This is a genomic window from Pseudomonas sp. OA65, from assembly GCF_017498305.1.
Classification (GTDB): domain Bacteria; phylum Pseudomonadota; class Gammaproteobacteria; order Pseudomonadales; family Pseudomonadaceae; genus Aquipseudomonas; species Aquipseudomonas zanjanensis.
The window spans coordinates 13,210-37,265 of sequence record NZ_JAGDEZ010000008.1; the positions used below are offsets into that span (position 1 = coordinate 13,210).

19 protein-coding genes and 1 pseudogene are annotated in these 24,056 nt (G+C 57.9%); 11 read left to right on the top strand and 9 right to left on the bottom strand.

The window, feature by feature from the left end:
- The first annotated feature begins 3 nt into the window (after window positions 1–3).
- From J3361_RS08870 to J3361_RS08905, 8 genes are all read left to right on the top strand, one after another.
- Complete coding sequence (locus J3361_RS08870; protein WP_347709625.1) at window positions 4–672, top strand: methyltransferase domain-containing protein; 669 nt, start codon at window positions 4–6, stop codon at window positions 670–672.
- Window positions 669–1,076 carry a GtrA family protein gene (locus J3361_RS08875; RefSeq protein ID WP_207963966.1) on the top strand — a complete coding sequence of 136 codons (408 nt, stop codon included), beginning with the start codon at window positions 669–671 and terminating at the stop codon, window positions 1,074–1,076. The genes J3361_RS08870 and J3361_RS08875 overlap by 4 nt, the downstream gene beginning before the upstream one ends.
- Before the next feature lie 2 nt (window positions 1,077–1,078).
- The gene (locus J3361_RS08880) at window positions 1,079–2,362 is read left to right on the top strand and encodes an NAD-dependent epimerase/dehydratase family protein (protein WP_207963968.1); all 1,284 of its coding nucleotides are present in this window, start codon (window positions 1,079–1,081) and stop codon (window positions 2,360–2,362) included.
- A complete protein-coding gene (locus J3361_RS08885) occupies window positions 2,352–3,938 on the top strand; it encodes an FAD-dependent oxidoreductase (protein ID WP_207963970.1) in 1,587 nt (528 codons plus the stop codon). Before J3361_RS08880 ends, J3361_RS08885 begins: the two co-directional genes overlap by 11 nt.
- The gene (wecB, locus tag J3361_RS08890; protein WP_207963972.1) at window positions 3,935–5,044 is read left to right on the top strand and encodes a UDP-N-acetylglucosamine 2-epimerase (non-hydrolyzing); all 1,110 of its coding nucleotides are present in this window, start codon (window positions 3,935–3,937) and stop codon (window positions 5,042–5,044) included. Before J3361_RS08885 ends, wecB begins: the two co-directional genes overlap by 4 nt.
- Window positions 5,035–6,141: a glycosyl transferase gene (locus J3361_RS08895; protein WP_207963974.1), complete on the top strand. Its 1,107-nt coding sequence runs from the start codon at window positions 5,035–5,037 to the stop codon at window positions 6,139–6,141. The genes wecB and J3361_RS08895 overlap by 10 nt, the downstream gene beginning before the upstream one ends.
- 60 nt (window positions 6,142–6,201) lie before the next feature.
- Window positions 6,202–6,465: a hypothetical protein gene (locus tag J3361_RS08900; protein WP_186706645.1), complete on the top strand. Its 264-nt coding sequence runs from the start codon at window positions 6,202–6,204 to the stop codon at window positions 6,463–6,465.
- 229 nt (window positions 6,466–6,694) lie between these two features.
- On the top strand, window positions 6,695–8,716 hold the full coding sequence (locus J3361_RS08905) for a DKNYY domain-containing protein (protein ID WP_207963976.1): 2,022 nt from the start codon (window positions 6,695–6,697) through the stop codon (window positions 8,714–8,716).
- A gap of 79 nt (window positions 8,717–8,795) precedes the next feature.
- Here J3361_RS08905 and J3361_RS08910 read toward each other — a convergent pair whose 3' ends face one another.
- Complete coding sequence (locus J3361_RS08910; protein WP_186706641.1) at window positions 8,796–9,035, bottom strand: YceK/YidQ family lipoprotein; 240 nt, start codon at window positions 9,033–9,035, stop codon at window positions 8,796–8,798.
- Window positions 9,036–9,080: 45 nt separating this feature from the next.
- Here J3361_RS08910 and J3361_RS08915 point away from each other — a divergent pair.
- From J3361_RS08915 to J3361_RS08925, 3 genes and pseudogenes are all read left to right on the top strand, one after another.
- A pseudogene (locus J3361_RS08915) lies at window positions 9,081–9,383 on the top strand (JAB domain-containing protein); the annotation flags it as partial.
- 213 nt (window positions 9,384–9,596) lie between these two features.
- Window positions 9,597–10,355, top strand: a complete 759-nt coding sequence (locus J3361_RS08920; protein WP_207963978.1) for a hypothetical protein — start codon at window positions 9,597–9,599, stop codon at window positions 10,353–10,355.
- A complete protein-coding gene (locus J3361_RS08925) occupies window positions 10,345–11,493 on the top strand; it encodes a hypothetical protein (protein ID WP_207963980.1) in 1,149 nt (382 codons plus the stop codon). Before J3361_RS08920 ends, J3361_RS08925 begins: the two co-directional genes overlap by 11 nt.
- Window positions 11,494–11,592: 99 nt before the next feature.
- Here J3361_RS08925 and J3361_RS08930 read toward each other — a convergent pair whose 3' ends face one another.
- From J3361_RS08930 to J3361_RS08960, 8 genes are all read right to left on the bottom strand, one after another.
- Window positions 11,593–12,288: an OmpA family protein gene (locus J3361_RS08930; RefSeq protein WP_207963981.1), complete on the bottom strand. Its 696-nt coding sequence runs from the start codon at window positions 12,286–12,288 to the stop codon at window positions 11,593–11,595.
- A 6-nt stretch (window positions 12,289–12,294) separates the two neighbouring features.
- On the bottom strand, window positions 12,295–14,442 hold the full coding sequence (locus J3361_RS08935; RefSeq protein ID WP_207963982.1) for a hypothetical protein: 2,148 nt from the start codon (window positions 14,440–14,442) through the stop codon (window positions 12,295–12,297).
- A complete protein-coding gene (locus J3361_RS08940; protein ID WP_207963983.1) occupies window positions 14,439–15,683 on the bottom strand; it encodes a hypothetical protein in 1,245 nt (414 codons plus the stop codon). Before J3361_RS08940 ends, J3361_RS08935 begins: the two co-directional genes overlap by 4 nt.
- Window positions 15,683–16,750 (bottom strand): ATP-binding protein, encoded by a 1,068-nt coding sequence (locus J3361_RS08945; protein WP_243458801.1) that lies wholly within the window; start codon window positions 16,748–16,750, stop codon window positions 15,683–15,685. Before J3361_RS08945 ends, J3361_RS08940 begins: the two co-directional genes overlap by 1 nt.
- A gap of 82 nt (window positions 16,751–16,832) precedes the next feature.
- Window positions 16,833–16,964 carry a hypothetical protein gene (locus J3361_RS29700; protein ID WP_279382068.1) on the bottom strand — a complete coding sequence of 44 codons (132 nt, stop codon included), beginning with the start codon at window positions 16,962–16,964 and terminating at the stop codon, window positions 16,833–16,835.
- A gap of 115 nt (window positions 16,965–17,079) precedes the next feature.
- Window positions 17,080–20,832 carry a DEAD/DEAH box helicase gene (locus J3361_RS08950; protein WP_207963984.1) on the bottom strand — a complete coding sequence of 1,251 codons (3,753 nt, stop codon included), beginning with the start codon at window positions 20,830–20,832 and terminating at the stop codon, window positions 17,080–17,082.
- Window positions 20,816–22,810, bottom strand: coding sequence for a hypothetical protein (locus J3361_RS08955; protein WP_207963985.1), 1,995 nt, complete (start codon window positions 22,808–22,810; stop codon window positions 20,816–20,818). Before J3361_RS08955 ends, J3361_RS08950 begins: the two co-directional genes overlap by 17 nt.
- On the bottom strand, window positions 22,810–24,021 hold the full coding sequence (locus J3361_RS08960; protein ID WP_207963987.1) for a hypothetical protein: 1,212 nt from the start codon (window positions 24,019–24,021) through the stop codon (window positions 22,810–22,812). Before J3361_RS08960 ends, J3361_RS08955 begins: the two co-directional genes overlap by 1 nt.
- Window positions 24,022–24,056 lie beyond the last annotated feature (35 nt).

Consider the following 24,056-nt stretch of genomic DNA (forward strand, 5'->3'; position numbering starts at 1 on the left):
TTCGTGGAATTTCACCACGGGTTTCATCGCCTGGCAGACCGCTACTTCAAGGTCGAAGGCCTTGACGTGGAGTTGGGGGCGGGCATCGCGCCCATGCGCGATTCGTACCCAGAAGTATTGGCCACGGACATTGTCGCCACCGAGCAACTGGACATGGCGCTCAATGCCGAAGCAATGAGCCTGGACGATCATTCTGTCAGGGCCTTTTATGGCCAGAACTGTTTTCATCACTTTCCTCACCCCGAGCAATTTTTCACGGAGCTGGAAAGAACGCTCAAGGTCGGCGGCGGCGCCATTTTGATCGAGCCCTTTCACGGACCCTTTGCCGCTTTTCTCTATAAACGCCTGTTCAAGTCCGAAGGCTTCGACATGCACTTCCCGTCTTGGGAAACACCCTCGACTGGCCCCATGAACGGCGCCAACCAGGCCCTCAGCTACATCGTCTTCGTGCGCGACAGACAGGCGTTCGAGCGCAAGTACCCGGGCTTGGAAATCGTTCATCAGGAAATTTGCGGCAACTATCTGCGTTACCTGGTTTCCGGCGGCCTGAATTTTCGCCAGTTGCTGCCTGACGCGCTGATCCCCGTGCTCCAGGTCGTTGAAAAACTGCTGCATCCGTTGAGACGGGTATTGGCGCTGCATCACATCGTGGTGATCCGGAGGACGTCTTGACCTTTATCCGCTATGGCGCCATCCAGGTCATGGCCTATGCATTGGACATGGGTGCCTTTTTGCTGTTGATCGCGCTGGTCGACGGTCACCCCGTCCTGGCCAACATTGCCGGCAAAGGCGTGGCCGGGGTGTTCGCGTTCTTTTTGCATCGACACTTCACGTTCCAGTCGACCCACGGCAGCCGCAAGGCGCAAGCGCTGCGTTATTTTTCGTTGCTCGCCATCAATATCCCGGTCGCTTCAGCGCTGTTCAGCGTGGGGCTGTATGTCGTCGACAGCCCTGCCCCGGTGAAATTTGTCTGCGACGTGATCTGCGTGGCCCTGACCTACTGGATCAGCAAACTGTTCGTGTTTCATTCCACTACGCCCCCGCCGGCCCCCACTGACCGAGCCGAAGGCGCATGACCATGAAGCTATTGATAACCGGCGCGACAGGCTACATCGGGCAACATTTGTCCGCCCTCGCAACGGCAAGGGGATACGAGGTCATTTGCGCCACACGCCACCCGGGCCCTGCCCCCTATGCCTGGCTTCCTTATGACCTGCGGGGCCCGGCGCCCGAATGCCCGGCCGGCACTCAGGCGCTGATCCATTTGGCGGCCGACACCTCGACCGGTGCCGACAACGACGCGGACGATGAAGTCAACGCGGCCCTGGCGCTAATCCGTTGCGCCCAACAAGGCTCGGCCAGGTTCATCTTCATCTCCAGCCAAACCGCCGAGCCCACGGCCCCGAGCGTTTATGGCCGGACCAAGTGGCGCATCGAACAGCATGTGCTGGCTGCCGAGGGCACCGTGATCCGCCCCGGCCAAGTGTACGGTGGTCCCGAACGCGGGCTCTTTGGCCTGCTGTCGGGGCTGGTTCGCCGAAGTCCGTTCATTCCGATTCTCTGGCCAGCGCCTTGCATACAACCCATCCATGTCGATGACCTCGCGGCCTCGATATTGGCCGTCGTCGAGCGGGACGACATTCGTGCCGAGATCCTCAACCTGGGCGCCGTGCAGCCGATTGCCTTCGACCGCTTCCTGGGGGCGATTGCAGCGCACCGGGTCCGTGCCGTTCGCCTGCCAATTCCCCTGCCGGTGGTATTGCTCAGGCTGTTGCGTCGGTTGCTGGGGCACTCCATGGGCGCGAAGCTGGGCCTGGAGCGGATTTTTTCCCTCATCCACCTGCCGCCCATGGACAGTGAGCGTTCCCTGCAAAAACTCGGCGTTCAACTGCGCCCGCTCGCCCACGGCATGCATCGCTCCGGCCGGGGGCAACGTCGCGGGCTTCTCCAGGAAGCCACGGTTCTCTTGAACTATCTGCTCAAACGCCCGCCGCAAAGAAGCCTGGTCAGTCGCTATGTCAGGGCACTGGAGCGTGGGGGGAAAACCCGCCCCGTCGTTAGCTCACGCTTGCTGATGAGCTGGCCGATACTCCTGACGCTGCTGGACACCCCCGGCGTCCTGGGCAAGCCCGACGGCCAGGCGCTGGCCTGGCGCCTGCAGGTTGCACTCGCTATCGCCGAAGCCAGCCCCCAGGGCGCCCAGGTGTTTCTCGGTGTTCAACAATCGCGCAGCCCTGTCGCCACGCTGGTTGCGCTGGGGCTCACCGCGATCAAAGCATTGGTGTGGAAACTAGCGGCGATGTCAGGCCGGCCCTTTGCTCGCCAGCTGTTGCGTGAAAGTGAAGCCCACCGTGAAGCCTGAATTCGATGTGATCATCGTCGGCAGTGGCCCGGCCGGGACGTCGGCGGCCTATCCGTTGGTCAAGGCGGGCCTGAAAGTCCTCATGATCGATGCCCAGGCCAGCATCGGTTCATCGGTGCTGCCAACCCGCCCGTTCCTCAGCGCCAGGGCCAACGACGCGCATCAGTGGAAATGGATGATTGGCGATAACTTCCACGCCTTGAACCAACTGGACGCGGTATCGCCCAAGCTGAAGACACCGATCCACGCCCATGTCTTCGAAGGATTCAGCGCCGGCAATCGCATCGAGGCCGACAACTTTATCGGCGTCGGCTCCCTGGCCACCGGCGGCTTGTCCAATGCCTGGGGCTGCGGCGTGGCAACGCTGGGTGCCAGCGACTTAGCCGGGCTGCCCATCGATCATGCCGAGATGCAAGCGTCCTACGAAACCGTCGCCCGCCGGATCGGCATCAGTGGCCGGATCGACGACGACCTTTCAAGCTATTTCGGCCTCGATGAGTGGTCGCAACCGCCGCTGCCGCTGGATGCCCTGCACCAACGCTTGCTCGATCAGTACGCCCGGCGGCGTTCGGCGTATCCCGAGCAGGGGTTTCGCCTTGGCCGCTCCAGGGTCGCCGTCTTGAGCCAGCCCCTGGACACGCGCAAGGCCTGCGACCTGTCGGGAAACTGCTTGTGGGGCTGTAACAACCAAGCCTTGTACAGCGCGTCGCAAGAGCTGCAAAAACTCAAGCAGTACCCGGGATTCCAGCACGTCCAGGATTTCCTCGTGGAGGATCTGCAGAAACAGGACGGTTCATGGGCGGTCACCCATCATCGCTCCTCCCGGCGCTTCTGCGGTACACGCCTGCTGCTGGCGGCGGGTACCCTGGCCTCGACCCGACTCGCCCTCAAGGGCTTGAATCATTCGGCCCCGATACCGCTGCTGTCATCGCCGACAGCGGCCTTCCTGCTGTGGCTGCCAAAAATGCTCGGCACCCCGAGGGCGCCGGCATTTGGCTTGGGCCAGCTATCCTTCACCCTGGCGCTGACGGCCGGTGCGACGGCTTTCGGCTCGACATTCAACACCACAGGCTTGCCCATGACCGAGTTTGTCAACCGGATCCCCCTGAGCAAACGCTACAGCATCGAGTTGCTGAAAAACCTGCTCAGTGCCTGCGTCGTCGGGAACCTCTTCCTGCCCGGGCACCTGTCCCACAACACGGCGGCGTTGCGCCCCGATGGCTCGTTGAGCATCAACGGCCACGTGCATCCCGAACTCCCCGGACTCATGAAGACTGCCGAGACAAAGCTTCGCCGGATCTATTGGAAAATGGGCGCGCTGTTGATGCCCATGAGCTTCACCGTCGGCAGGCCGGGGGCAGATATCCACTATGCCGGCACGCTGCCCATGCACGCGACGCCCCGGATCGGGCAGACCGATCGCCTTGGCGAAGTCGCCGGCTTGCCCGGCGTGCATATTGTCGACGGTGCCTGCTTGCCCAGACTCACCGAAAAGTCTCACACGCTGACCCTCATGGCCAACGCGGACCGGATAGCCCGCTCACTTGCCACCAAGATAGGACATCAAAAGGCATGACCCACAAGGTACTGTGCATCGTAGGCACCCGTCCGGAAGCCATCAAGATGGCGCCCGTGATCAAGGCGCTCCAGGCCGAAAGGAATATCGCTTGCCGGGTGCTCGCCACCGCCCAGCACCGAGGCCTGCTGGACCAGATCCTGGACGGCTTCGCAATCACGGCCGACCTGGACTTGGACATCATGCGTCCCAACCAGTCATTGGCGGCCCTGACCTCTCGCCTGCTGCTGGAACTCGACAGCGTCTTGCAAGCCGAGCAGCCCGACGTCGTCCTGGCTCAAGGCGACACGACCACGGTCATGAGTGCCGCTCTGGCGTGTTTCTACCGGCGGATTCCCTTCGGCCATGTCGAAGCGGGCCTGCGTACCGGGGACCTTTACAATCCGTTCCCCGAGGAAGCCAACCGGGTCATCGCCGGCAAGCTGACTCGCTGGCACTTCGCGCCCACCCAGGGCGCCGTGGACAACCTGCTGCGCGAAGGCGTCAGCGCCAGCGATATCACCCTGACCGGCAATACCGTGATCGATGCCCTGCTGATGACCGCGGCACAGGACTGCGCCTTGGCTATTGCACTGGACGCCAGCAAACGGTTGGTGCTGGTCACCTCCCACCGACGGGAAAACTTCGGCGAACCGTTCCAGAATATCTGCCAGGCCCTCAAGCACCTGGCCGAACGGAACCCGGGCATCCAGATCCTCTATCCCGTCCATCCCAACCCGAACGTCAAGGAAGTCGCGCACCAACTGCTCGGCCAGACGCCGAACATCCTCCTCTGCGCCCCCCTGGATTACGCGCCGTTTATCGCCGCAATGAAGCGCTCGTACCTGATCATCAGTGATTCCGGGGGCGTGCAGGAAGAAGCCCCGGCCCTGGGTAAACCCGTGCTGGTGCTGCGGGAGGAAACGGAACGCCCGGAGGCGGTCGACCTCGGCGTGGTCAAACTGGTGGGGGCCAACCGGGACACCATCGTCGAACAGGCGCAGCGCCTGCTCGATGATCCCGAGGCTTACCGGGGCATGGCGCGTGGGGTTTCCCCCTATGGCGACGGCAAGGCCGCAGCACGTATCGTCGATGTGTTAAGGCAGTACTTCCAGTCATGCGCATGATTTACCTGTCGCCGCTGCCATGGGCCAGCTTCAGCCAGCGCCCCCATCACTTCGTCGATTGGTATCACCACCAGACCGGGGCGCCGGTGCTCTGGATCGATCCGTACCCGACACGCCTACCCACGCTGAACGACTTCAGGCGCAAGCCGCCCGTGACCGATCAGCAAAGCGCCAGCGTTCCACCCTGGTTGCAGGTCCGCAAACCCCGTAGCTTACCCATCGAGCCCCTGCCAGGCTCAGCCATGCTCCTCAAGCGACTGTGGCTTGACCTGTTCAAAGAGGCCGTGGCATTTGCTGCGCAAGGGCCCTGCATGATCTGCGTGGGGAAACCTTCCGAACTGGCCTTGCAGTTGCTGGCGCTGATCCCGCAAAGCCCCGCCGTCTACGATGCCATGGACGATTTCCCGGCCTTTTATCAGGGCCTGTCACGCAGGGCCATGGAACGTCGCCAGGCGCAGCTCATTCGCCGGGTGGACACGGTACTGGCGTCGTCCACCCCGCTTCGCGACAAACTCCTGGGCATGACCGCCCCGGTAGCACTGGCCCTCAACGCCTGTGACATGCGTGGACTGGCGCCGGTCGAACGTCTGGACTTGAGTGCCAAGCAACAGGTGCTGGGTTATGTCGGCACGCTGGGTCGTTGGTTCGACTGGGACCTGGTCATCGCGCTGGCACGGACCAATCCTGGAAATCTCATCCGGCTGATCGGCCCCGTCTTCAAACCCCCGCCTTGCGCATTACCGGCCAACATCGAACTGCTTCCGGAATGCTCCCATGCCAGTGCAATCGCGGCCATGGCAAGGTTTTCGGTGGGTTTGATCCCGTTCATGCGCAACCGCCTGACGGCCTCGGTCGACCCGATCAAATACTACGAGTACCGCGCCCTCGGCCTGCCTGTCATTTCCACTCGCTTCGGTGAAATGGCCCTGCGCGACCGAGAGCCGGGCGTCTGGATCGTGGAGGAAGGCACCGATTTGCGCAAAACCGTCGTCGAAGCGCTCGCCACTCAGAGCGATTGTTCGGCTGTTCAGCAGTTTCGTGAGGCACATCATTGGGCCCAGCGTTTTTCTGCGATCAACCTCAAACACGCGCCATAACGGCCGATACCCCGGATAAGACCCCACCACTGGGGCGCAGGACGAAACGGTAGGTCAGTCATGACAGAAATTTATTTGCTGATAGCGCACGGCACGGATCAGGGCGAAGCTTACGTGCTGGGCTGGTTCGACGACCGGAGCAAAGCCCGGGAAGTGGCCGAACAGAAAGAATGGGAAGCGTACCGCGCCAGCCTGAAGGAGAAACATCCGTGGTCCAGCCACGCACCGCTGGCGCCGGACCAGACGGACTATCGTCGCTACTGGATCAAGACCATCTCGAAATTCGAGCATGTGCCAGTGCCGAGGTCTTTTGCGGTCCATTGATCATCACGACTGAATATTCGACGAAACGCGCGTGATCGGTGGCGGTCTAGACGATTAAGCCCATCCGATGAGAGCGTTCTTATGTTGAAATTCCTTGGCGGTACCGTAGGCATCATTTTCCTGATTGGCCTGATCGTGGTGATTGCGCTGTTCAAGTTCATTTTTTGAGCGTGGCGGCGGCGGCCTTTGGTTTGGTGTTACACCTATCTGGAGGGCAGATCGCACTGACATGACAATCACAGGGACGGATAAGGCTGACTGGGAACCGCTTGACCTTGAATGGCATCAAGGCTTCGCCTTCATGGACCGTGTGTTGCTGGGCGACGGGCAAGTGCCTGATGTGTACATCATGCTCGGCCCTGAAAGCGCACGCCCCGGCGAGTTGGCACAAGCTGCCAACGCCGGGCACTATCCGCCCTCGCCCTTGCTGGCCGGTCAGCCGGTTTGGCGGCATCGACGCAGCCCTTGGGTCTTGCGCGACGTCCTGCGCGATTACTACCTGCTTCCAGCCTACCGGGCGCGCCACGGCTACCACGCGCTCCAAGCCTTGCCGTTTCGGTTCGACAACGGCCTGGAAAGCCTCGGCCACCAGTACTGGCGTGACGCAGCCGGCGCCTATTGGTTCGGCGAGTACGCGATCAGCCAGATTCCCGAGGCCCGACCCGACCGCCTGGCCCTGTTGCCAGAGTCGCCCGCCTCGGTGACTTCAGCGTCCGCCCTGTTCAGCGACGGTGTGCATCTCTTTCTGCAAGGGCAACGTCTCGCCAGCGCCACGGCGCGGGTGCGGTATTGCAACCACCCGTCCTATCGAGTGATCGATGATCAGGTCTACAGGGGATTCAAACCCCTGCACCAGAAGGACGGCACGCCGCTGCCGGTGGCAAATCCAGATAACTTCCAAATGCTCGCCCATCGCTGGGGCACCGATGGGCAGTCGATCATCGTGCAAGCGCAGCAAGGTTCGAGCATTTCCTACGAATACTTCTACCGCATCGACAATGCCGACCTGGCAACCTTCACCGTGCTGAATGAGCGCTACGCCAAGGACAAGCAACGCGCCTATTACCTGACCGGCAAGGGCATCCGCTACGTTGGCGATTTCCACCTGCTCAAGTGCTGGCAGCCGACGTTCGATGAATGCGGGCGCGTGGTCAGCGCCAGCGAATACGATGATGATTATTTTGCCGTGGACGACAGTTTCGTCTATGCCGCCGGGACCCGCGTGCGTGACGCCCATGGCCCGAGTTTTCGCCACTTGGGGTTCGATTATTACCGTGATCACCGGCACGTCTACCAGCGCCAGAAACGCCTCGATGTCGACGTGGAAAGTTTCGTCGTGACCCAGCTCTGTCGCAATAACCAAGATTATTCACCCGTGCTGGCAGGCGACAAGCACGGCCCGCTGGGCTCAGACGGGATCATCGATGCGGCCATGCAAGAGGCCTGGGCACCTTATTTCGAGGCCCATCCGCAGTTGGAGGGTTACTGGTGGCACCGTTTGCGGGCAACAACCGAGGCCGCGCAAACACACGCGCAAACGCAGCCGTTACAGGCCATCGGTCTCGGATTCGAACTAGGCGACCAGGTGTATTTCCATGGACGCGTGATCAGCGGGCTGGACGCGGCCAGTTTCAAATTGCTCGATACGCACCTGTGCGGCGATGCCCAGGGCTTGTATCTGATCCCGTTTCATAACGCCGAAACGCAAGTGCCCGAACGGTTTTCCCAAGAACCCGCGGAGCACTTCCGCTCGCTCGGTGGGCCCTACCTGACCGACGGAAAAACCGTGTTCTGCCACCGGATTTTCTACCATCCTCCCCAACCGATTCGTAAGGCCCATGCGGCCACCTTCGAGTCCTGCGGTCATGGCTGGGCCCAGGATCAAAATGCGGTGTATTACTACGGCGAGGCGAAAAAACGGCTAGATCCCGCTGATACCCGCATTCTCGGCACCTATGCCGTCAGCCCTACCCTGATCCTTTCGGAAGGCAAGCCGCTGGATGTACCGTTCAACCCCGATGAAGTCCGCGTGCCCCATCCCGATTTCCTGCAACTGGGCACGCGCAAGTTGTTCTGTCACCGACGACCCGTCAGCGCCAAGCGTATCGACCTGGCTACCCTGGAATTCCTGAGTGAGCGCTATGCCCGAGACAGGAACCGAATGTACTACTACGACGGTTATGCAACCCTGACCGAGGTCGACGAAGAGCAGTATTGGGAGTCTCTCGGCCAGCCGGCGGCAAGCGTTTAGAACTGGTTCGCGGACCGGCCTGGGCACAAACAAACGCAACAGTCAGCACAAATCCCCAGCGCGCAAGAAACTCTGTCGCTTAGAGATTGCAGCTGTACTGGTATTCGAAGGGAAAGAATACGGTATCGACCACCAGCGAAAACGGTGCGTCGATCAGCAGGAAAGGAATCAGCTTTCCTTTGGACGTGCCCACCAGCCACCAGTCAAAGCGCAGGCCGATGTAGGGGCACCGGTGCTTGTCGTAGTCCATCCGCATCGCGGTGGCCATGCAGCCGCTTAGGCTGGTGATCAGCACCAGTAGAACCGCTTTCCGTAGCATGTAGTGTCCTTGTTATGCTTTTGCCCGGCTGCGTAGGCCGGCTTAGTCTTTGCTCTGCTGCTCGACAGCAAGCATCGAGTTATTGCCTTCAGAGAGATATTCAGAGGCACGCTAGACGCAGCCAGCGTTTACCCACGCGAAGTAGTCAAGATTGCGTTGGAACACAATGCAGCAGCCGCGATTCTGGTACATAACCACCCTTCTGGCGACCCGGAGCCCAGCGAATCTGATCGCATCCTGACCACTATCCTCAAGAACGCCCTCAACATGGTTGGTACGCGGGTATTGGATCACGTGGTAGTAGGTCGTGAAGGCAGCGTGTCGTTGGCCGAAATTGGTTATCTCTAATCCTACACCGTCCGATAGACTACCTCGGCTCAAGCCGGGGTGGTCATCAACAATGTGAGCTCGCCCTTATTTTTTTCATGATCCGCGCTTGTACTCAGCTCGTAAAACTGGCGAACGCAAGTGTTGGTGAGCTGATGCTAGGGCTATGGAATCGGGCGCCCACAGCGTCAGAAGTACTTTTACGATGCATGTTTTTAACCAAGGGGGGAGTAGATGTCTGAAATAAATATTGCCGGTGACGAGCCGTTGCTTGCACTGCTGCTGGCAGCCGAACCGGATGACGTTTGTTTATTGGTGGATTACATCACGGACTCAGGGAAAGGACGGATCTCGCTTGCTGGTACGGTAAAGGAATTTCTGCACCAGGCTGGTGAAGACAAGGCCTTTGACAAAGATGTGCTGGCATTGCTGGTGCACGAGCTCCGCATGTTTGGCGGTAACAGTATTACCAATCTGTTCCGTAGTGGCGGCGTGACGTACAAAGAGATCGCCACCGACGTGCTTTCCCATGTCGGCGGAAAGAGTACGGACTCAGACGACCTCGGCACGATTGAGCTCAAAGTATTGCAACGCCTATTGGACAAGGCATGGGACAAGATGTCCAAGGAAGCTCGTGCGCAATTTGCAGAGAAGTTTGGCGAGTCTGATGCCGCCAATCCTTTCTCATTCACCCACTTCTTGAACCGTATGGGCTTTGGGCATGCGGCAACACTGGATGTGACCTCATTTATTTCCGCCTCCCTGGGAGCCAACCTTCTCGGTGCAGGTGCTGTGTTGGGAGCGGAGATGCTCATGGGCAGGTTGGCAGGCTTGGCCCTGGGTCCAATCGGAGTCGCTCTGGGTGCAGGTCTGGCAGGCTATTCTCTGGCGTCCCCTGCATTTCGGATCACCTTGCCTTGCGTGGTTCAAATCGCCTACATCCGACAGAAAGGCATGCAACCTCGTTTACCTGGAGGTAAACATGACTGGTGAAATTACTCGCATCAAAGGGCTCGCCAAACGGGACGATGGTGAGCAATGGCTGGTTGGCTCGAGCGAAAATGCTCCTGTGCTCTCGGTAAAGACACTCTCGCTGCCAACTGCATCTGATCACGGTGACAGCAACCAGGTAGCGCAACTGGGTTTGAGCCGACTATCGCCCCTTCTCCAGTCCATACCCAACTTGATCACTACGGGCGTTGCAAACTCGAATCAGTATTTTCGAGTGGAGATCAATGGCCCATTGGCAGCGGCGAAGGATGGCAACGGTCTACGTGCCTTCTCCAGATCTGCCGACGGCAAATTTACTGAACACGCCAGACTGTTTCAGGACAATAACCTGACAAGCCTGGTCAATTCGGCTGCGTTATTTCAGATTGCCTCTGCCGTCGTCGCCCAACAGCACCTGGCAGACATCAGCGCCAAGTTGAGTGACATCCTCGCCGGGGTAGAGCGCATCGAGCAGTTTCAGCAAAATAAGCGAGAAGGCCAGATCACCGGCAGCATTGATTACCTGCGTCAAATCGCACCCGCGCTTTTGAACGGGAAACTTAATGATTCAGTCCCTGCTCAGCTTGAAGCTCAAGAAGTACAACTTGGGCAAATCCAGAAGCATCTGGAACTCGAACTTGACAACATCACCAACAGTATTAGCACACTGAATGTTTCCACCACCTTCGGCACCACCAAGTTGAAAGCGGCGCTGGAAAAAGAGCTGGAAAGGTTCAGTCATTCGCTCGAACAATCACAGCTCTGCCTGGCTGCCCGAATGGTCGCGTGCCGCTTGCTCGATACCTTCCCGGGGCAAATGGAGTGGGTGCAAGTGCGCCTTGACGCCCTCACCAGCGTCGCCGAAAGGTTCGAGGGTAAACACGGCGCCGTCGAAAAATTTCGCGATGCTTACAAGGAAAGAGCCAACAACTTGTCCGCCCTTACTGAGTCCAGCGCGGAGCTCAATGCGCGACGGCAGTCCTTGTTGAAGGCCCAAGACAAACGCCTGCTGAAACTCACGACAGACAGCACCGGACGCTTGCGTGAAATCAGCCAGGCCGTGCTGGATACGCGCAAGGTCATCCTTGAACTGAAAATGCAGGGTAATGAATGCGTGGGGGTTGCCAGATTGGCTAATTGAGCGTTCTCATCCCGGTTGCCGACCCTAAACAGCAGGCTGTCGGCAACCATTCTGTTCACGAGGCACGTTACCTGCGTGACGTGCCCTTCAAGACAAAGATCAGCTCCCGTCGAGCGAGCGATCCTCCTGAGACACCACCAACTGAACTTCAACGCGCCGATTTTCTGCGCTTGCCGGGTTCAGGCCGGGTTTTGGTCTGGAATCACCGTAACCCGCCACAATCACTCGCAATGATTGCTGCCCGTCCAGGGCCAACACCAACAATTTGCGCGCCTCCCGTGCCCGAGCAGCGGAGAGCGTGTAGTTATCGTCATAGACCGTGCAGTACCGCTCATAATCAGTGACCGGTCGGCTTACCGGCACATTGTCGGTATGCCCCTCGACCAATACCTGGCCTTGGCCGTAATCGTGAATGAAGGTAGCGACGCGAACACTCAGTTGCGTGAGCGCCTGCCTGGCCTCATCGGTAATACAGGCGCTGCCACGGCCGAAGGCGTTGTCAGGCAAAGTCAGCCGGCGGTTCTTGATATCGACATCGATAAGTCCACCTTCACCGCCATGCGCAAGGTCCGCCTGCATCGCTTCAAGCAAAGCACTCAGGCGTGTTTGTTGAGTTGCCGCACCTTGGGCCTTTTCTGCCTGACGCGCCGCTTCCATCTGTTGCTTCTCGACTCGCATCGCCGCTTCAGCCGCCTTGTTCTGCAACACCGAAACCACAAGCATGAGCATCACGACCGCCATGACACCCGCCATGAGGTCCGAGATGGAAATCCATTCGCTGGGTTTTTCTTTCATGGTCGATTACGCCAGCTGAGCTTTATCGGTCTGCAAACCACTCGCAGGCGCAGGTTCATAGTCCGCCGTGAGTCGGCCCAGCAACGTCACAGTCGACTGTGCTGCCTCGCTGAGTACCTGGATGCGATTGGCAAACTGCTTGTCGATATTGGTCGCCAACTGTTCAGGCAGAGCGTTCATGGTTTGCTGGCCTTGACGATGCGACTCCGCAATTGCCTTCACGTCCTGAATAACCGGGGGCAGCTGACGCGCCGAATCACATAATTGCTCAAGCAGTTTGACGCCTGCATTTAAAGGGGTCAGCCTGGCCGGCAAGGCTTCCAGTGCCTCCTGGGTTTGAGCACCCTGGTCAGTCATGGTTTTGAATTGCACGTTGAGCGCAGTGAACTGCTCGGCGAGTTGCGGAAAGGTCACCAGCTTTTTCGCCACCGCATCCATCTTCTGCCCTGCCTCGGACGCCTCCTTCAGGCCCTGCGAAATACTCTTACCGAGCTCATCCATATTGGAGCTCATGACTTCAATCGCTTCGTTGAGCGTGGCGCTGGTGAGGGAGAACTGGGAGCTGGTTTTCTTCTGCATGTCCTTGGCGCTTTCAGTGGTCACCTTGACTTCGTTGACCACGGTGCCGACGTGCTCTGACAACTGATGGACCGCAGTGGAAATATTGTCGGTCGCCCCTTTCAAATTGGCTGCCATGTCCTGGGTGTTCTGGGTAAAATCACGGCTCATTGTGCTAATGGTGCCGGTCAGGCTCTCTTCGATAGTCTCAATGACGGTGCCCAGCCGAGTGATGTTGTCATCCATGCTCACCTTCATTTCTACCAAGTGCCCGGCGAAATCCTCATTCAGCGAGTGAATCGCGCCGCTGAGTTTTTCCTGCATGACCTGCACACCGCCTTTAAGCAGCCCAGCTGAATCAGCCAGTAGCGTGGCGGACTCGCCCATCAACTGTACCGCGGCCTCCTGACGTAGCAAGTTGTCGGTTTTGGCCTCCACGTAACCTTGCAGACTTTCGCTCGACGCCCTGGTGCTGTCCGCCACTTCGCCCAATTGCATCTCGAGCGTCTGCAGGCTCTTGAGGCTCTCTTCGACCTCAACCAAGCGGCTGAGCTGAGTACTCATCTCGGCGATTCGTGGAAGGTTTTCACTGAGTCTGGCGATCTCACCGAGCTGTTGATGATGGTCGGCAAGCCGGGTAGCCAGCGCATTGAAATGGCTCTCGGCCTGTTTACCGTTCTGGAATTCAACCGTCTTGAGCTGTTTGAGCTCGGTCGACAGCTGTAGACCCTGGGTGTTGAATGCCTCAATCAGCCGCGTACCGACATTTTCCAGTGCGGCCCGATTCTCTTGCTCACTTTCCTTGCGCAGCGCCTGCGAGGCTTTACGGCCGAGTTCATTTTCGACTGCCAGACTGGCAAGCCTTTCACCCAGCGCTGTGAGTTGGCTTTCAGATTGTTTGCCGTTCTGGAACTCGACAGCCTTTATCTGCTTGAGCTCGGAGGCCACCAGCAGCCCTTGGGCATTGAATGCCTCGACCAGCCGGGTACCGACAGTCTCGAGGGCAGTCAGGTTCACCTGATCACGTTCGGCATGCAATGCAAGCGCGGCTTTTCGGCTCAGATCGATCTCAGCCTTCATATGCCCCAGGCACCAGTCCGTGCGCTTGCTTTCCGCCGACCAGGGTGCTGCTTCCCACAGCTTGATCATAATGAAGGCAATGATCCCCCAAGTGGAGGTTTTGAACTTGGTGCCCAGGTCTTTCATCATGCCGGTGAGCTGGGTCAGGGAACCGCTCATGGCGTTCAGCGAATCGTCATGTCCTTGAAGGATGGTCGATGCCTTGTCCAACGCCAGGCCCAGGCCCAGAAACGTACCCAGCAGCCCGATGATCAGCAGCAACCCCGGCATATTGGAAGCAAAGCGCTCCCAACCGGAAGCGACAGCGTGGCTCAACTCACCGATGGATCCGTGCTCAATGTCCAGCGCGTTGATGCGAGCCCCGCCGCGCCAGTTTTTTTCCCACTTCGCCGGTTGACCGAAAACCTGTGAAGTAATCAGCGACAGCAACAGACCGAACAGGATGATGCTGAAAAAAAACACTTCCAGCGGATTGCTCAGCGAAGGGGTCAAGAACTGCAGGATCTCGCCAATCATGCCGCAACCTCAATCACTCTGAAGGCATCAGTACGCTTCTTGCAGTCGGCCTCGAAAATATTGGCGAAGCTGACAATCAGCGACTGCTCCTCTGGGCTCAGGCGTTCCCATTTCTCGCCGTTTTGAGCGCAACGCACCAGAATCTCGCCAACCTTGCCACCGTGGTCGATCAAATACTCCTGATCATCGGCCACGAGCTGTTCCTCGCTTTTCTCAAGCAGTTGCAGAAAGCCTTCCGCGGCGAACACATAATTACGCTTGGCGCGGGTCTCGTTGCCCAGCGCTTCAAGTTGAGCTTCGTCTCGCGGCAACAGAATGCGCAGATCGTCCAGCATCCGCGCCTCTTCTGCTTCCAGTGGTTCCAGTTCCGCCTCCATCTCCAGGCGGCGCTTGAGCACTCGGTCCTTGACCACTCGTTTATTCAGCTCTTCCCAGGTTTTTTGAGCATTTTGCAAATCCAGGCCCCACACCAGGATCATCTCCTCGAACACAAACGGAATCACTGCCTTGTCAAAGTGCTTGACGGTCAGTTCATCCAGACGCTGCACGTCAGCATCGTTCAATTCTGCCCGCGCTTCGATCAGTTGGGTGGCGACATCGATAATGAACAGCGGCTCCTGGCTCAGGGAGCCGATGTCTTCAAGCTGGGTCATTTGTTCTTCGTAAACCTGCAGCAGCTTCTGCACAGCGCGAACGCGCAGGTAGTGGTCGAAATCCACGAACGCCTCCGTTTCGATCAGACGATTGGTCAATGCCTTGACCAAGTGGTAACGGTTGGTCAGTGCAATCGCCTGAAGTGCTTCGCGCTCTGGGCCTTGGGTTTTGGCCATGGCAGCATTCAGATCCCGCTCCCGCGCCTGCGCTTCGGCGATTTCCTGCTCATCCAGCAACTTTTTCTGCCATTCACGGGCACGAGCGATCACCCAATCGATGGCCTGCTGCACCTTGGCGGCCAGCGGGTGGGTGTCCAGGTGCTCCAGTACAGCCAAGGCACGTTCCAGACCCAGACTCAAGGCTTTGACCCACGGCCAGGGCACATGGATCGCCAGGGTCCGAAGCCCTACGCGCATGCTGGAAATGTAAGGCTTGGCTGCCTGGTAAAGCCGTTTGACTTCTCCGACAAAGGTTTCTGCTTCGTCGGCAAGCCATTTGACGGCTTTGCTGACTGTTTGTTTGACAGCACGAAACGCCGACGACACGGCGTTTGAAACCGTACTTACGAGAGAATCAAACCAGCCCATTAACTATCGCTCCTTTGATGAATGCCCAATGCTTTACGTGTCGCCGCGACAGTGCCGAGATCAACCTCGGGTCGCGAAGTGTGAATGTCTTGGCGCGCAGCCAGAAGCTGAGCGAGTGCTTCTTGAAGATGTGCCAGTTGCAGAACTCCGGCGCCATTGGCCAGTAAAGGCTTGGGCAAAGCCAGTCGTAAGCAGGTGCGAATTTCACGGCCAGACAGCCCCTCAGAAGCTGCGGCGACGACGTCAAGCACCCCTTCCCGCTCCTCGGCCAGAGGGATTCCCGCTACCAGCATGCGTGCCCAGAGCGCACGCCGCTCACTTTCGCCAGGTAGTTCGAAACGAATGTGCTGAGAAATACGGCTGACAAAGGCGCTGTCATAGTTGCGCGCAAAGTTAGTCGCAAAAATCACGATGCCAGTGTGCTTCTCCAACTCGATAAGCAGCGTGGAGCGCATGGCATTGACCTCGTTATCAATGCCCTGGGTGACCGACGACAAGCGTTTACCCAGCAAGGTATCGGCCTCGTCGAGGAACAACACGGCGTCTTCAGCACGCGCCGACTCGAACAACTGCGCAATATTCTTTGACGTATCGCCCATGAACTTGCTTTCTAGGTCGGCAATGCTGGCGCTGATAAGCCGTTTGCCGATACTCCCGGAAAATGCCTCGGCCGTAAGCGTCTTTCCCGTACCCGGCGCGCCATGAAAGTTCAGGATCGTGCCGCTGCCACAAGGGTCGACCTCAGCGAAGCCCCAGGTGACGTAGATGGTGTGATGGTGGTGAATTTTCACCAAGGCTTCATCGAGCTGTTGCTTGACCTGCGGCGAAAGCACTACGTCCCGCTCCAGTGTGAAGCGAGGCAATGTGCTTCGCGATGCGGGCGCAGTCTGGGCGGGAGGTTCTTCGGTGGCGGCCAACAGCTCAGGCCGTAACTTCTGATAGAGATAGTCTCTGGAGGACACTGTAATCACCATTCCATTGATTTGAGCTCTTGGGCTTTGCAGCCTTGCAAGAGAAGCTTGCGGAAGTCCGAAGGCAGTGTCTTGATTGAGCCGCTGGAAACCCATCGGCGCATCAGAAAGCTATCGGACAGCAGACGTCGAACTTGAAGATTTTTTGGATCAATTAAAAAACCAGGCAATTAGCGCATCACTCCCCGCCGGAGGCCGACTTGCGCCAGGTATCATTCTCTCGCTCCATCTGTTTGTACTTCAGATACAGATCAAAGCTCGCTTTGAGCACCACGGCCAAACCGACAGTAGCCAGCACGTTCTTCAGCATTTCGCATCCCTCTCTTGTGGTCTGTGCTCAGCCTAAGAGCCGGTCGCGACAGATTGTGTCGGGGCCGAACCGCAGATTCCAAAGGCACGAAAAATACTCACCCTGGCGGTGATACTCAGTCGTCGTCCCCGATCTCTCCTTCCCGCCCCATCAATACGTGCTCCAGCCTGTCTGCCTGAGATGCGACCTGATGGGCGATGTGCATCAACTCTTCATCATTCAGATGTTGCACTGGATGACACGCCCGCACGCTCAGCTCTTCGTCCTGGTCGACATGGAAGTCCACCAGATCGAATCGGCAATTGCGTCCAAGCGTGTGCTCCACCAGCGGTGACTGGCTGAACTGTTTGAACATCGCCAATTTTCTGGTCCATTTGTGATCGACAATCTTGGAGGTGAACACCACGTACTGGCCCTTGAACCCCCACCGGACCAATTGGTATCGCCCCTCCAGTTTGAAATGGAACTCAAGCCTCCACGTCGAAAGCCGCCTGACGCTCATGCGCTCAGTGTCGTGTACGAGTCTGTCTACCATCCCGTGGATGCGCGCAACCGTTTCCTCGGTGCGTTTGCTGGATGTAGAACTCGAGCCTGAGACACGCCGATAGACGTCGAGAATTTCGTCACCGACTAGAACACCATCGCTGCCCGCGTAATTTTCGGCGTTGTACTGCAAAGCGAATCGCTTAGTTTTTTCGGCAGTCGGCGCCAGCAACACCCGTCTGAACGGGTCTGCTTGCAGGGTCTTTAGGAAGCGGACGCGGCCGATGGGGCTAAGGATGTCGCCCGGTTCGTCGATATCGCGGGGTATCGTCGCGGCTACCAACAATTCAGCCATGCCAACAGCGCTGCGCACGGTAACGCTCGGCGTGTCGAAATCCGCCGTCGACAGATGCCAGCCGTCTCCAGCGTCCCTCACGAAAGCCTGCGGATCGCCAGTCAGATCTCTGAGCGTGGTCCCCAGTTGGGTTTTGACATGAGCCAGACGCCGCGTCATGACACTGGCCTGATTGCTTATCGCCTCACTGCGGTCATCGCCCTGAAGGTCTTCGTCAGTGATTTCATAATGGCTGGTGAGAAAATCGAGGATCTGCGGCTTCACGGGCGCCTGGTCCACCAACTCCTCATGCAGCTCCACTTCGCGCTTGAACCGGGGTCCCAGGTGGCCCACGGCATGCAGCGTTTGAATGAATGCGTTCATGTTGGCCGCAGCCTGGCGTACCTGATAAAACTCCATGCTTTGACGGATGTGCGGAAAGCCCACCTGAATGAAATGCTCGGCATAATCGGTGCCTGCCGAGAGCATGCGCCGATGTGCCAGTGACCCGACCCGATCAACACGGCCGACCTTTTGCTCCAGAGCGATGGGGCTGGAGGAAATACCGTAATGCACGACACTGTCGCAGAAGGTATGCAGGTCTTCCCCTTCTTGAAAGACATCGGTGGATATCAGCACACGTGGATAGCCAGGCATGCGGAAGAGCGTGGCAATTGCTGTACGGCTGGCGCTGTTCTCGCCGGTAGCTCCGCGAATGGGTGAAGTGGAACGGACCTGGGTGGCCAGGTACTTGGTCAGGCTGCTGACCGACCGGGAGTAAATCTCCGGAAAGTTGAGTTTGATCAACAAATCCAGGTTCACGACGGTATCGCGCAGTATCTGATAACTGCTGAACGGGGTGTGTTTCACGCATTGAACGCCCAACAGCTCGACCAGTGCCTCTATGAACAGGCCGTCGGCGTCACCGTCCTTTTCCCTGCGAGCGTTCCTGAGCGAATACAGATCAATGAAAGGATGATCCACACGGCACAGGGCGCCCAGCAGCTCCTGATGGGTACTCAGTCTGCGTAACAGCCGATCAACAGCACCATTGTTCAAAGTGGCAAGTTGGGTGAATACCTCTGGGCTCCATTGAGGTGCAAGTACGGCAAGTTCGTCATGGCGCCTCAGGCTATCCCAGAGTGTTGAACGCTCCAGCTCACGGGCAAGAACTGAAGGATCAGCCAAGTCACAAGTGGCCTGAAACCCTTCGAACAACACATTCAACACGCACTTGGCGACTGTCGCGGCTGCATCGTCACGCGTTGCGACTGCCCGCAGATACGCGTATTGAGCCAATCGATAACGTTGGCCGGGGCTGGCGACAGACTCGCTCTTGCCGATCACGCTCCAATCGATTATCAACGACGTCATGGCGGGCATGCCCGGCAAAGATAACCAGTTAGCCTCGAACAATCGGCTCTGCAACAGCGTGCTACGGAAGTTGTGGGGCAACTGCCCCAGGCCCTTGATGCTGACCAGCTCCGGATTCTGACCACGATAGAACCAGGTAAAGAAATTGTCGCTGCTTGCCGGTGCATCGAACACGTCAGCGACATCGTTTTCGATCAGGGAGTGACTACGTTCGACCGTGCGCGTTCGGTATAGCTGGTAACTTTTGACAACAGCATTGTCGCCGACGATGTAGCCACTAATCCAATCGTCGTAGGCTTCTTCGAGCTTGAACTTCAGCTCGGAAACGCTGCGCACACGGCGGACGAAAATCAACTGTTTCTTGCCTTCGACAAACGCCAGACGATGCGTCTGTTGACTCACACTGTCCATTTTTGGATGCGGTGGTCTGCGTTTGAAGGAGTTCTCGTAATCGTCCACCAGATATTCAACGACGCTGCGGTCTGCCGCATCCCGTAACGAATCGCCTTCGTCCGCGGCCTCATGACCATCGAACTCTACCGGCCGGTTTTTTTCGCCAGGCAGGTAACTCTCGAACGACGCCAGCATACCCAGCTCAAAACGATTAGAGCAGTTCTCCTGCAAGTGCTCGCTCACCTTCTTTTGCAGCAGAGCGGCGAACAATTTTTGCGCTACGGTCATCTTCACTTCCGCAGCCTCGCCGCTGCGATGCTCACGACGATACATGTTGCGGGTGTGAGCCACCTGATCAAGCGTGAGCGTGTTCAGGCGACGTACGAACAGGCGACTGAGCGCCGCGTGCATGTCGGGGTCGGCCGGATCGCCGCCCTCCGGCAGTGCCGCATACCCCTGGAAGCCGAACAACGCGAGTTGGTTGCGCAACTGTTCAAGATGGCGGTCGTAGGGTGTTGCCGACAGTAGCAAAAGGCGCTTGATACGCTTGTTGTCGCCCAGCAAGGTCGCCAACAAGCGATTACGGTCGCTGCTTTCACGGCCAGCACGCAGGTTGTGCGCTTCGTCCACTACCACCAGATCGAAGCGGGGCAACATCTCGCCCAACGCCTTCACCCAGACATCCTTGACCTGCCGCTTGAGTCCCCCTGGATTGCTTCTGCCGTCCATAGTGTTCAACTGCCTGACGATCTTCTCCAGAAGCTTGCGATGTTGAGGCATCAACTCCTCAAATCGCTGTGTCCAACGCAGCATGTCGGCTACGGTATTTCCCATTGCAAAGCTGAAGGCTGATGTGCAGATAAATAGATCGCGCTCGTTGCCACTCGCCACTGTCTGAACTACCTCAGACAAATTGTGACAGGCTCTGAACGGAGTGACCGGCTCCCCACCCAGGCCTTTGACCGCCATATCCTCAAGCCGGTAGTTGCTATGTACAAACGCCCGATAGTCCTTGATCCATTTGTCGCGAACGTTGTTTTTTGGCAACAGATACAGGACACGCAAACTGGGGTTGAAATGCCGCATCAATGCAACGACACCGAGGCCGATGTAAGTCTTGCCCATCCCCACTTCATCGGCGAGGTACGCCACCTGATGGTCCGCGAGCTTATTATACAGGGCGACAGCGCCCAACAATTGCTGCTCAGCCAATCCCTTGAGTTCAGGGTTGCCACCTGAAAAATCGATGACGGTCCCGACCGTGGCTTTATTGATCCGCTGCATGAGAGACATCCTTCTTCCGTGAATTTGCAGGGGTCAAGGGACGCTGAAATTGAGTCCTGAACCATTCGAGAAAACGCGTACCTTCGGCCTCGTCGAGATGACACAACAGCTCGTCATTTTCCAGTTCAGCGATGAGTGCCTGTACTCGCCGTATCAGGGTCGCGCAGCTGTGCTGCGGATATCGGGTCAACAAGCCTTGCATGCTGACCAGCGTCAAATAGCGCACAACCACCGTTTCCTCATCACCGCCCCCCGCTTCCACGCTTTCCAGCATGGCCTTCAAAGAGTCGGGCTGACAGCCAGCGAGGTAGTACGCGAGTTTTTTTGCGCTGTTTTCGTCTGCCGCCAGTGCAAGGGTGCGTTCCAATTGCCAGAACGCGCCATTGACCTGCGAGAACTCCGCGAAGAAGCTTTTGGCTTCAATCGCGTCCATCATTTCCGGCAGTTGTTCATCCGTCGCACCCAGTGCGGCACGGAGGTTAAGCATCTGTTGAGCCAGCTCACCGAACTGGCTGATTTTTTTGGTAAGGCGCATCTCGATGAACAAACGCAATAGACTTTGCAGGTCCATCGCCGGCAACTGGCTGGGACGACAGTAAATGTTGCGCTGCGTCACCATCAGGTAACGCTCCACGCACTCGGCACCTGACTGCCAGCGCACCCAGACCAGAGAAGAACGTTCCAGATGGTCACGCAATGCAGGCAGAAACGCATTGCCCGAAGTTGTCTGTGCGAAAACAATTGAGCCAAGGCTTGGCGTTGGGTTGTCCAGCAATGTCAGCTCACCGCTGATCGAATCCTGTGCTATCACCTCCAGCCATTGACTGTTCCAGTCGTATGCCAGGCGCAAGACCGGCATTGCCAGTCCTTCCGAAGCTTCAGCGCTATGCGAATCCGAGTCCGGGGCAAACCCCGAAGGCAGGGCCGTCAAAGGCTCCAGCAATGGCGGGAAATCGCCTCCTTGCAGAAGAAAACCAGCCTCGACATTTTCCCGAAATGCCTTGTGGCTGAAATTCACTGACCCCACAAACTGCCACGACCGCTTGCCGCGCCCCTGGAATATCTTTGCATGTACCCGGCGAAAGGGGGCTCCGATGACCTGATGGCTATCGTTCCAGGCAGAGGCCCAACCGCACCATTGATCGGTATTGAACGCGTCAAATACTCCAGGATCGACAAGTGCCCGCTTCTCCTCATCCCGAGGCAGCAGCAAACGGACTGTCGGGAACAGACTCATCAGTTTCTGAGTATCGCCACTGTCCGGTTTCTCGCCGAAGAAAGGACTGACGATTTCCAACGTGGCTGCATCCTTGGCAGCGGGCAACGTATGTGGGCGCTGGCCAATGAAGTCGAGGAAAGCCAAACGCTTAGAAGCAGCCCCGGAGAAATAGAAGCTGCAATCAGGATCATCGGCGCTCGCCAACCAGCCGGCCTGCACATTCACTATTTCATCCAGGACAGGGGTGGGCGCGGCTGCCTGAAAAAATTGCAGTGCACGGCGCATGGGTTCAAGAATATTGGCAGGCGCACGAGTCGCTTGCAGCTCGACAAAATGTCCAACCTCGATGTTGTCCCACCACCCCGCCTTGGTCAGGTTGAATGACCCTGCCACCAGCAGAATCGTCGGTATCTGATCGCCCTTTTCCTGCAAAACCAATATTGCAATCTTGGCGTGTTGACACCCCCCGCCGATCCGCACGGGCAAATAATCGACTTCAAGGCGACTGCCTGCCGTGGGGTTGAATACATCCACGTCATGCACCACGGCAAAGCGCCTGCCCTTGTCCTGCATCAATGCCTGCAGCTGGACCGAGCGAATATCGCTCTGGCTTGAAAGTGCATGATCGCCCAGTAGCAGCGGGATGACCTCAAGCTCGAAGAAGTCTGGCTCGAAGCTGTAGGTTGTGAAAAAAGCCGAGGTCACTTCGCGCTCACCAATACAGGCCCGGAACGCATCACTGATGGTGTGTGCTTTCATTATTGGCCTGCCTTGGCAATGGTCAGGAAGGAATGAAGAAAAAAGCTGTAATCCCAGGTTTTTCCACAATGACCGCAAAGATCCTCAGGCAACCAGGCGCGATCCACGGGAACCCGAACCCTGAGTTTGTCTGCCTCCCAGTGAAGCCACGCGGCTCCACCTCTCTGGCCCATCACTACGCTGTTCTGGATGACGATCTGCTCGATTACCGAAGCGGCATCGCCGCCGTTGGCAGCCTCCACGAGGCTCTGCAGGAACGATAAATGCGGCAACCCCGGCCTGCTCCAACCCAACGGTAGAAATGGCGCCGTGAGCCGTGGACTCAAGTCGTCGATCAAATCGCTGCGGCTGCGGCCTTTCTGGCTTTGCAACCAGGCAACAAGCGTATTGGCAAACACCAGCACTGGTTGCAGCAGCAAAATTTGCTTTAGAACATCCTGCAATTGGGGGTCGACACTCTGCTCGGTCAGCGCCCACTGAATGAAATCGCGCACTGAAGATTTATCGCCAGGCAATAGGAGCCACACGTTAACCGCCTCGAACAACGCGACTTGCAGGGGGCCAGCCCTTTGGTAATTCAGCAGCGCCAGGACGATGTGCTTGCGTACGCCTTTGTCATTGAGCAGCGCGGCAAAGTCGGGCGCCAACAGGGACAGTTGCGCCCGGGTCACATTGTTCCGGCCGGCTAAATCCTCGAAGCGTTGCCACCGAGAGTCACCAAACACCTGCAACATAAGATCCGTGAGCGCCACACCTCGGTCAGTCAGTCGTCTTTCACTGCCTTTGATAAGACCCGCTGCCTGTAGTGCGGAGGAATACAGCCCCCACAGCCCATAGCTGAGTTGATTACTGAGGATTTGCGCCTTCTTGTGTACGCCCAATTCCATCGAGTCGCGCTTGAGATTGGCGATAGCAAGCTGGCTTCCCAGTGGCCCTGCTTTAACAGAGTCATGAAGTCGCAGGTAAGCCGACAGTTGCTCGGCGCGTGCGTACCGCTGCTGGACATCTTCAAGGGGACGAGATTTCGTGCCTGTATGGGCATATCGGCAGGCCAGCAACGCGACCATGAAATGGCTCATGCGGCTGGTGACCGTTGTCAGGTTACCCACCGCCTTTCGCCCCACCGAGCTCCAGATGGACTCGATGGCCAAGGGATCTCGTGATCCTTTAGGACGTAGCCTGTTATCCAGCAGAGATAGAACGGTAAGCATGAAAACTCGATCCTTGAGAAGGCTGACGCCGGGAT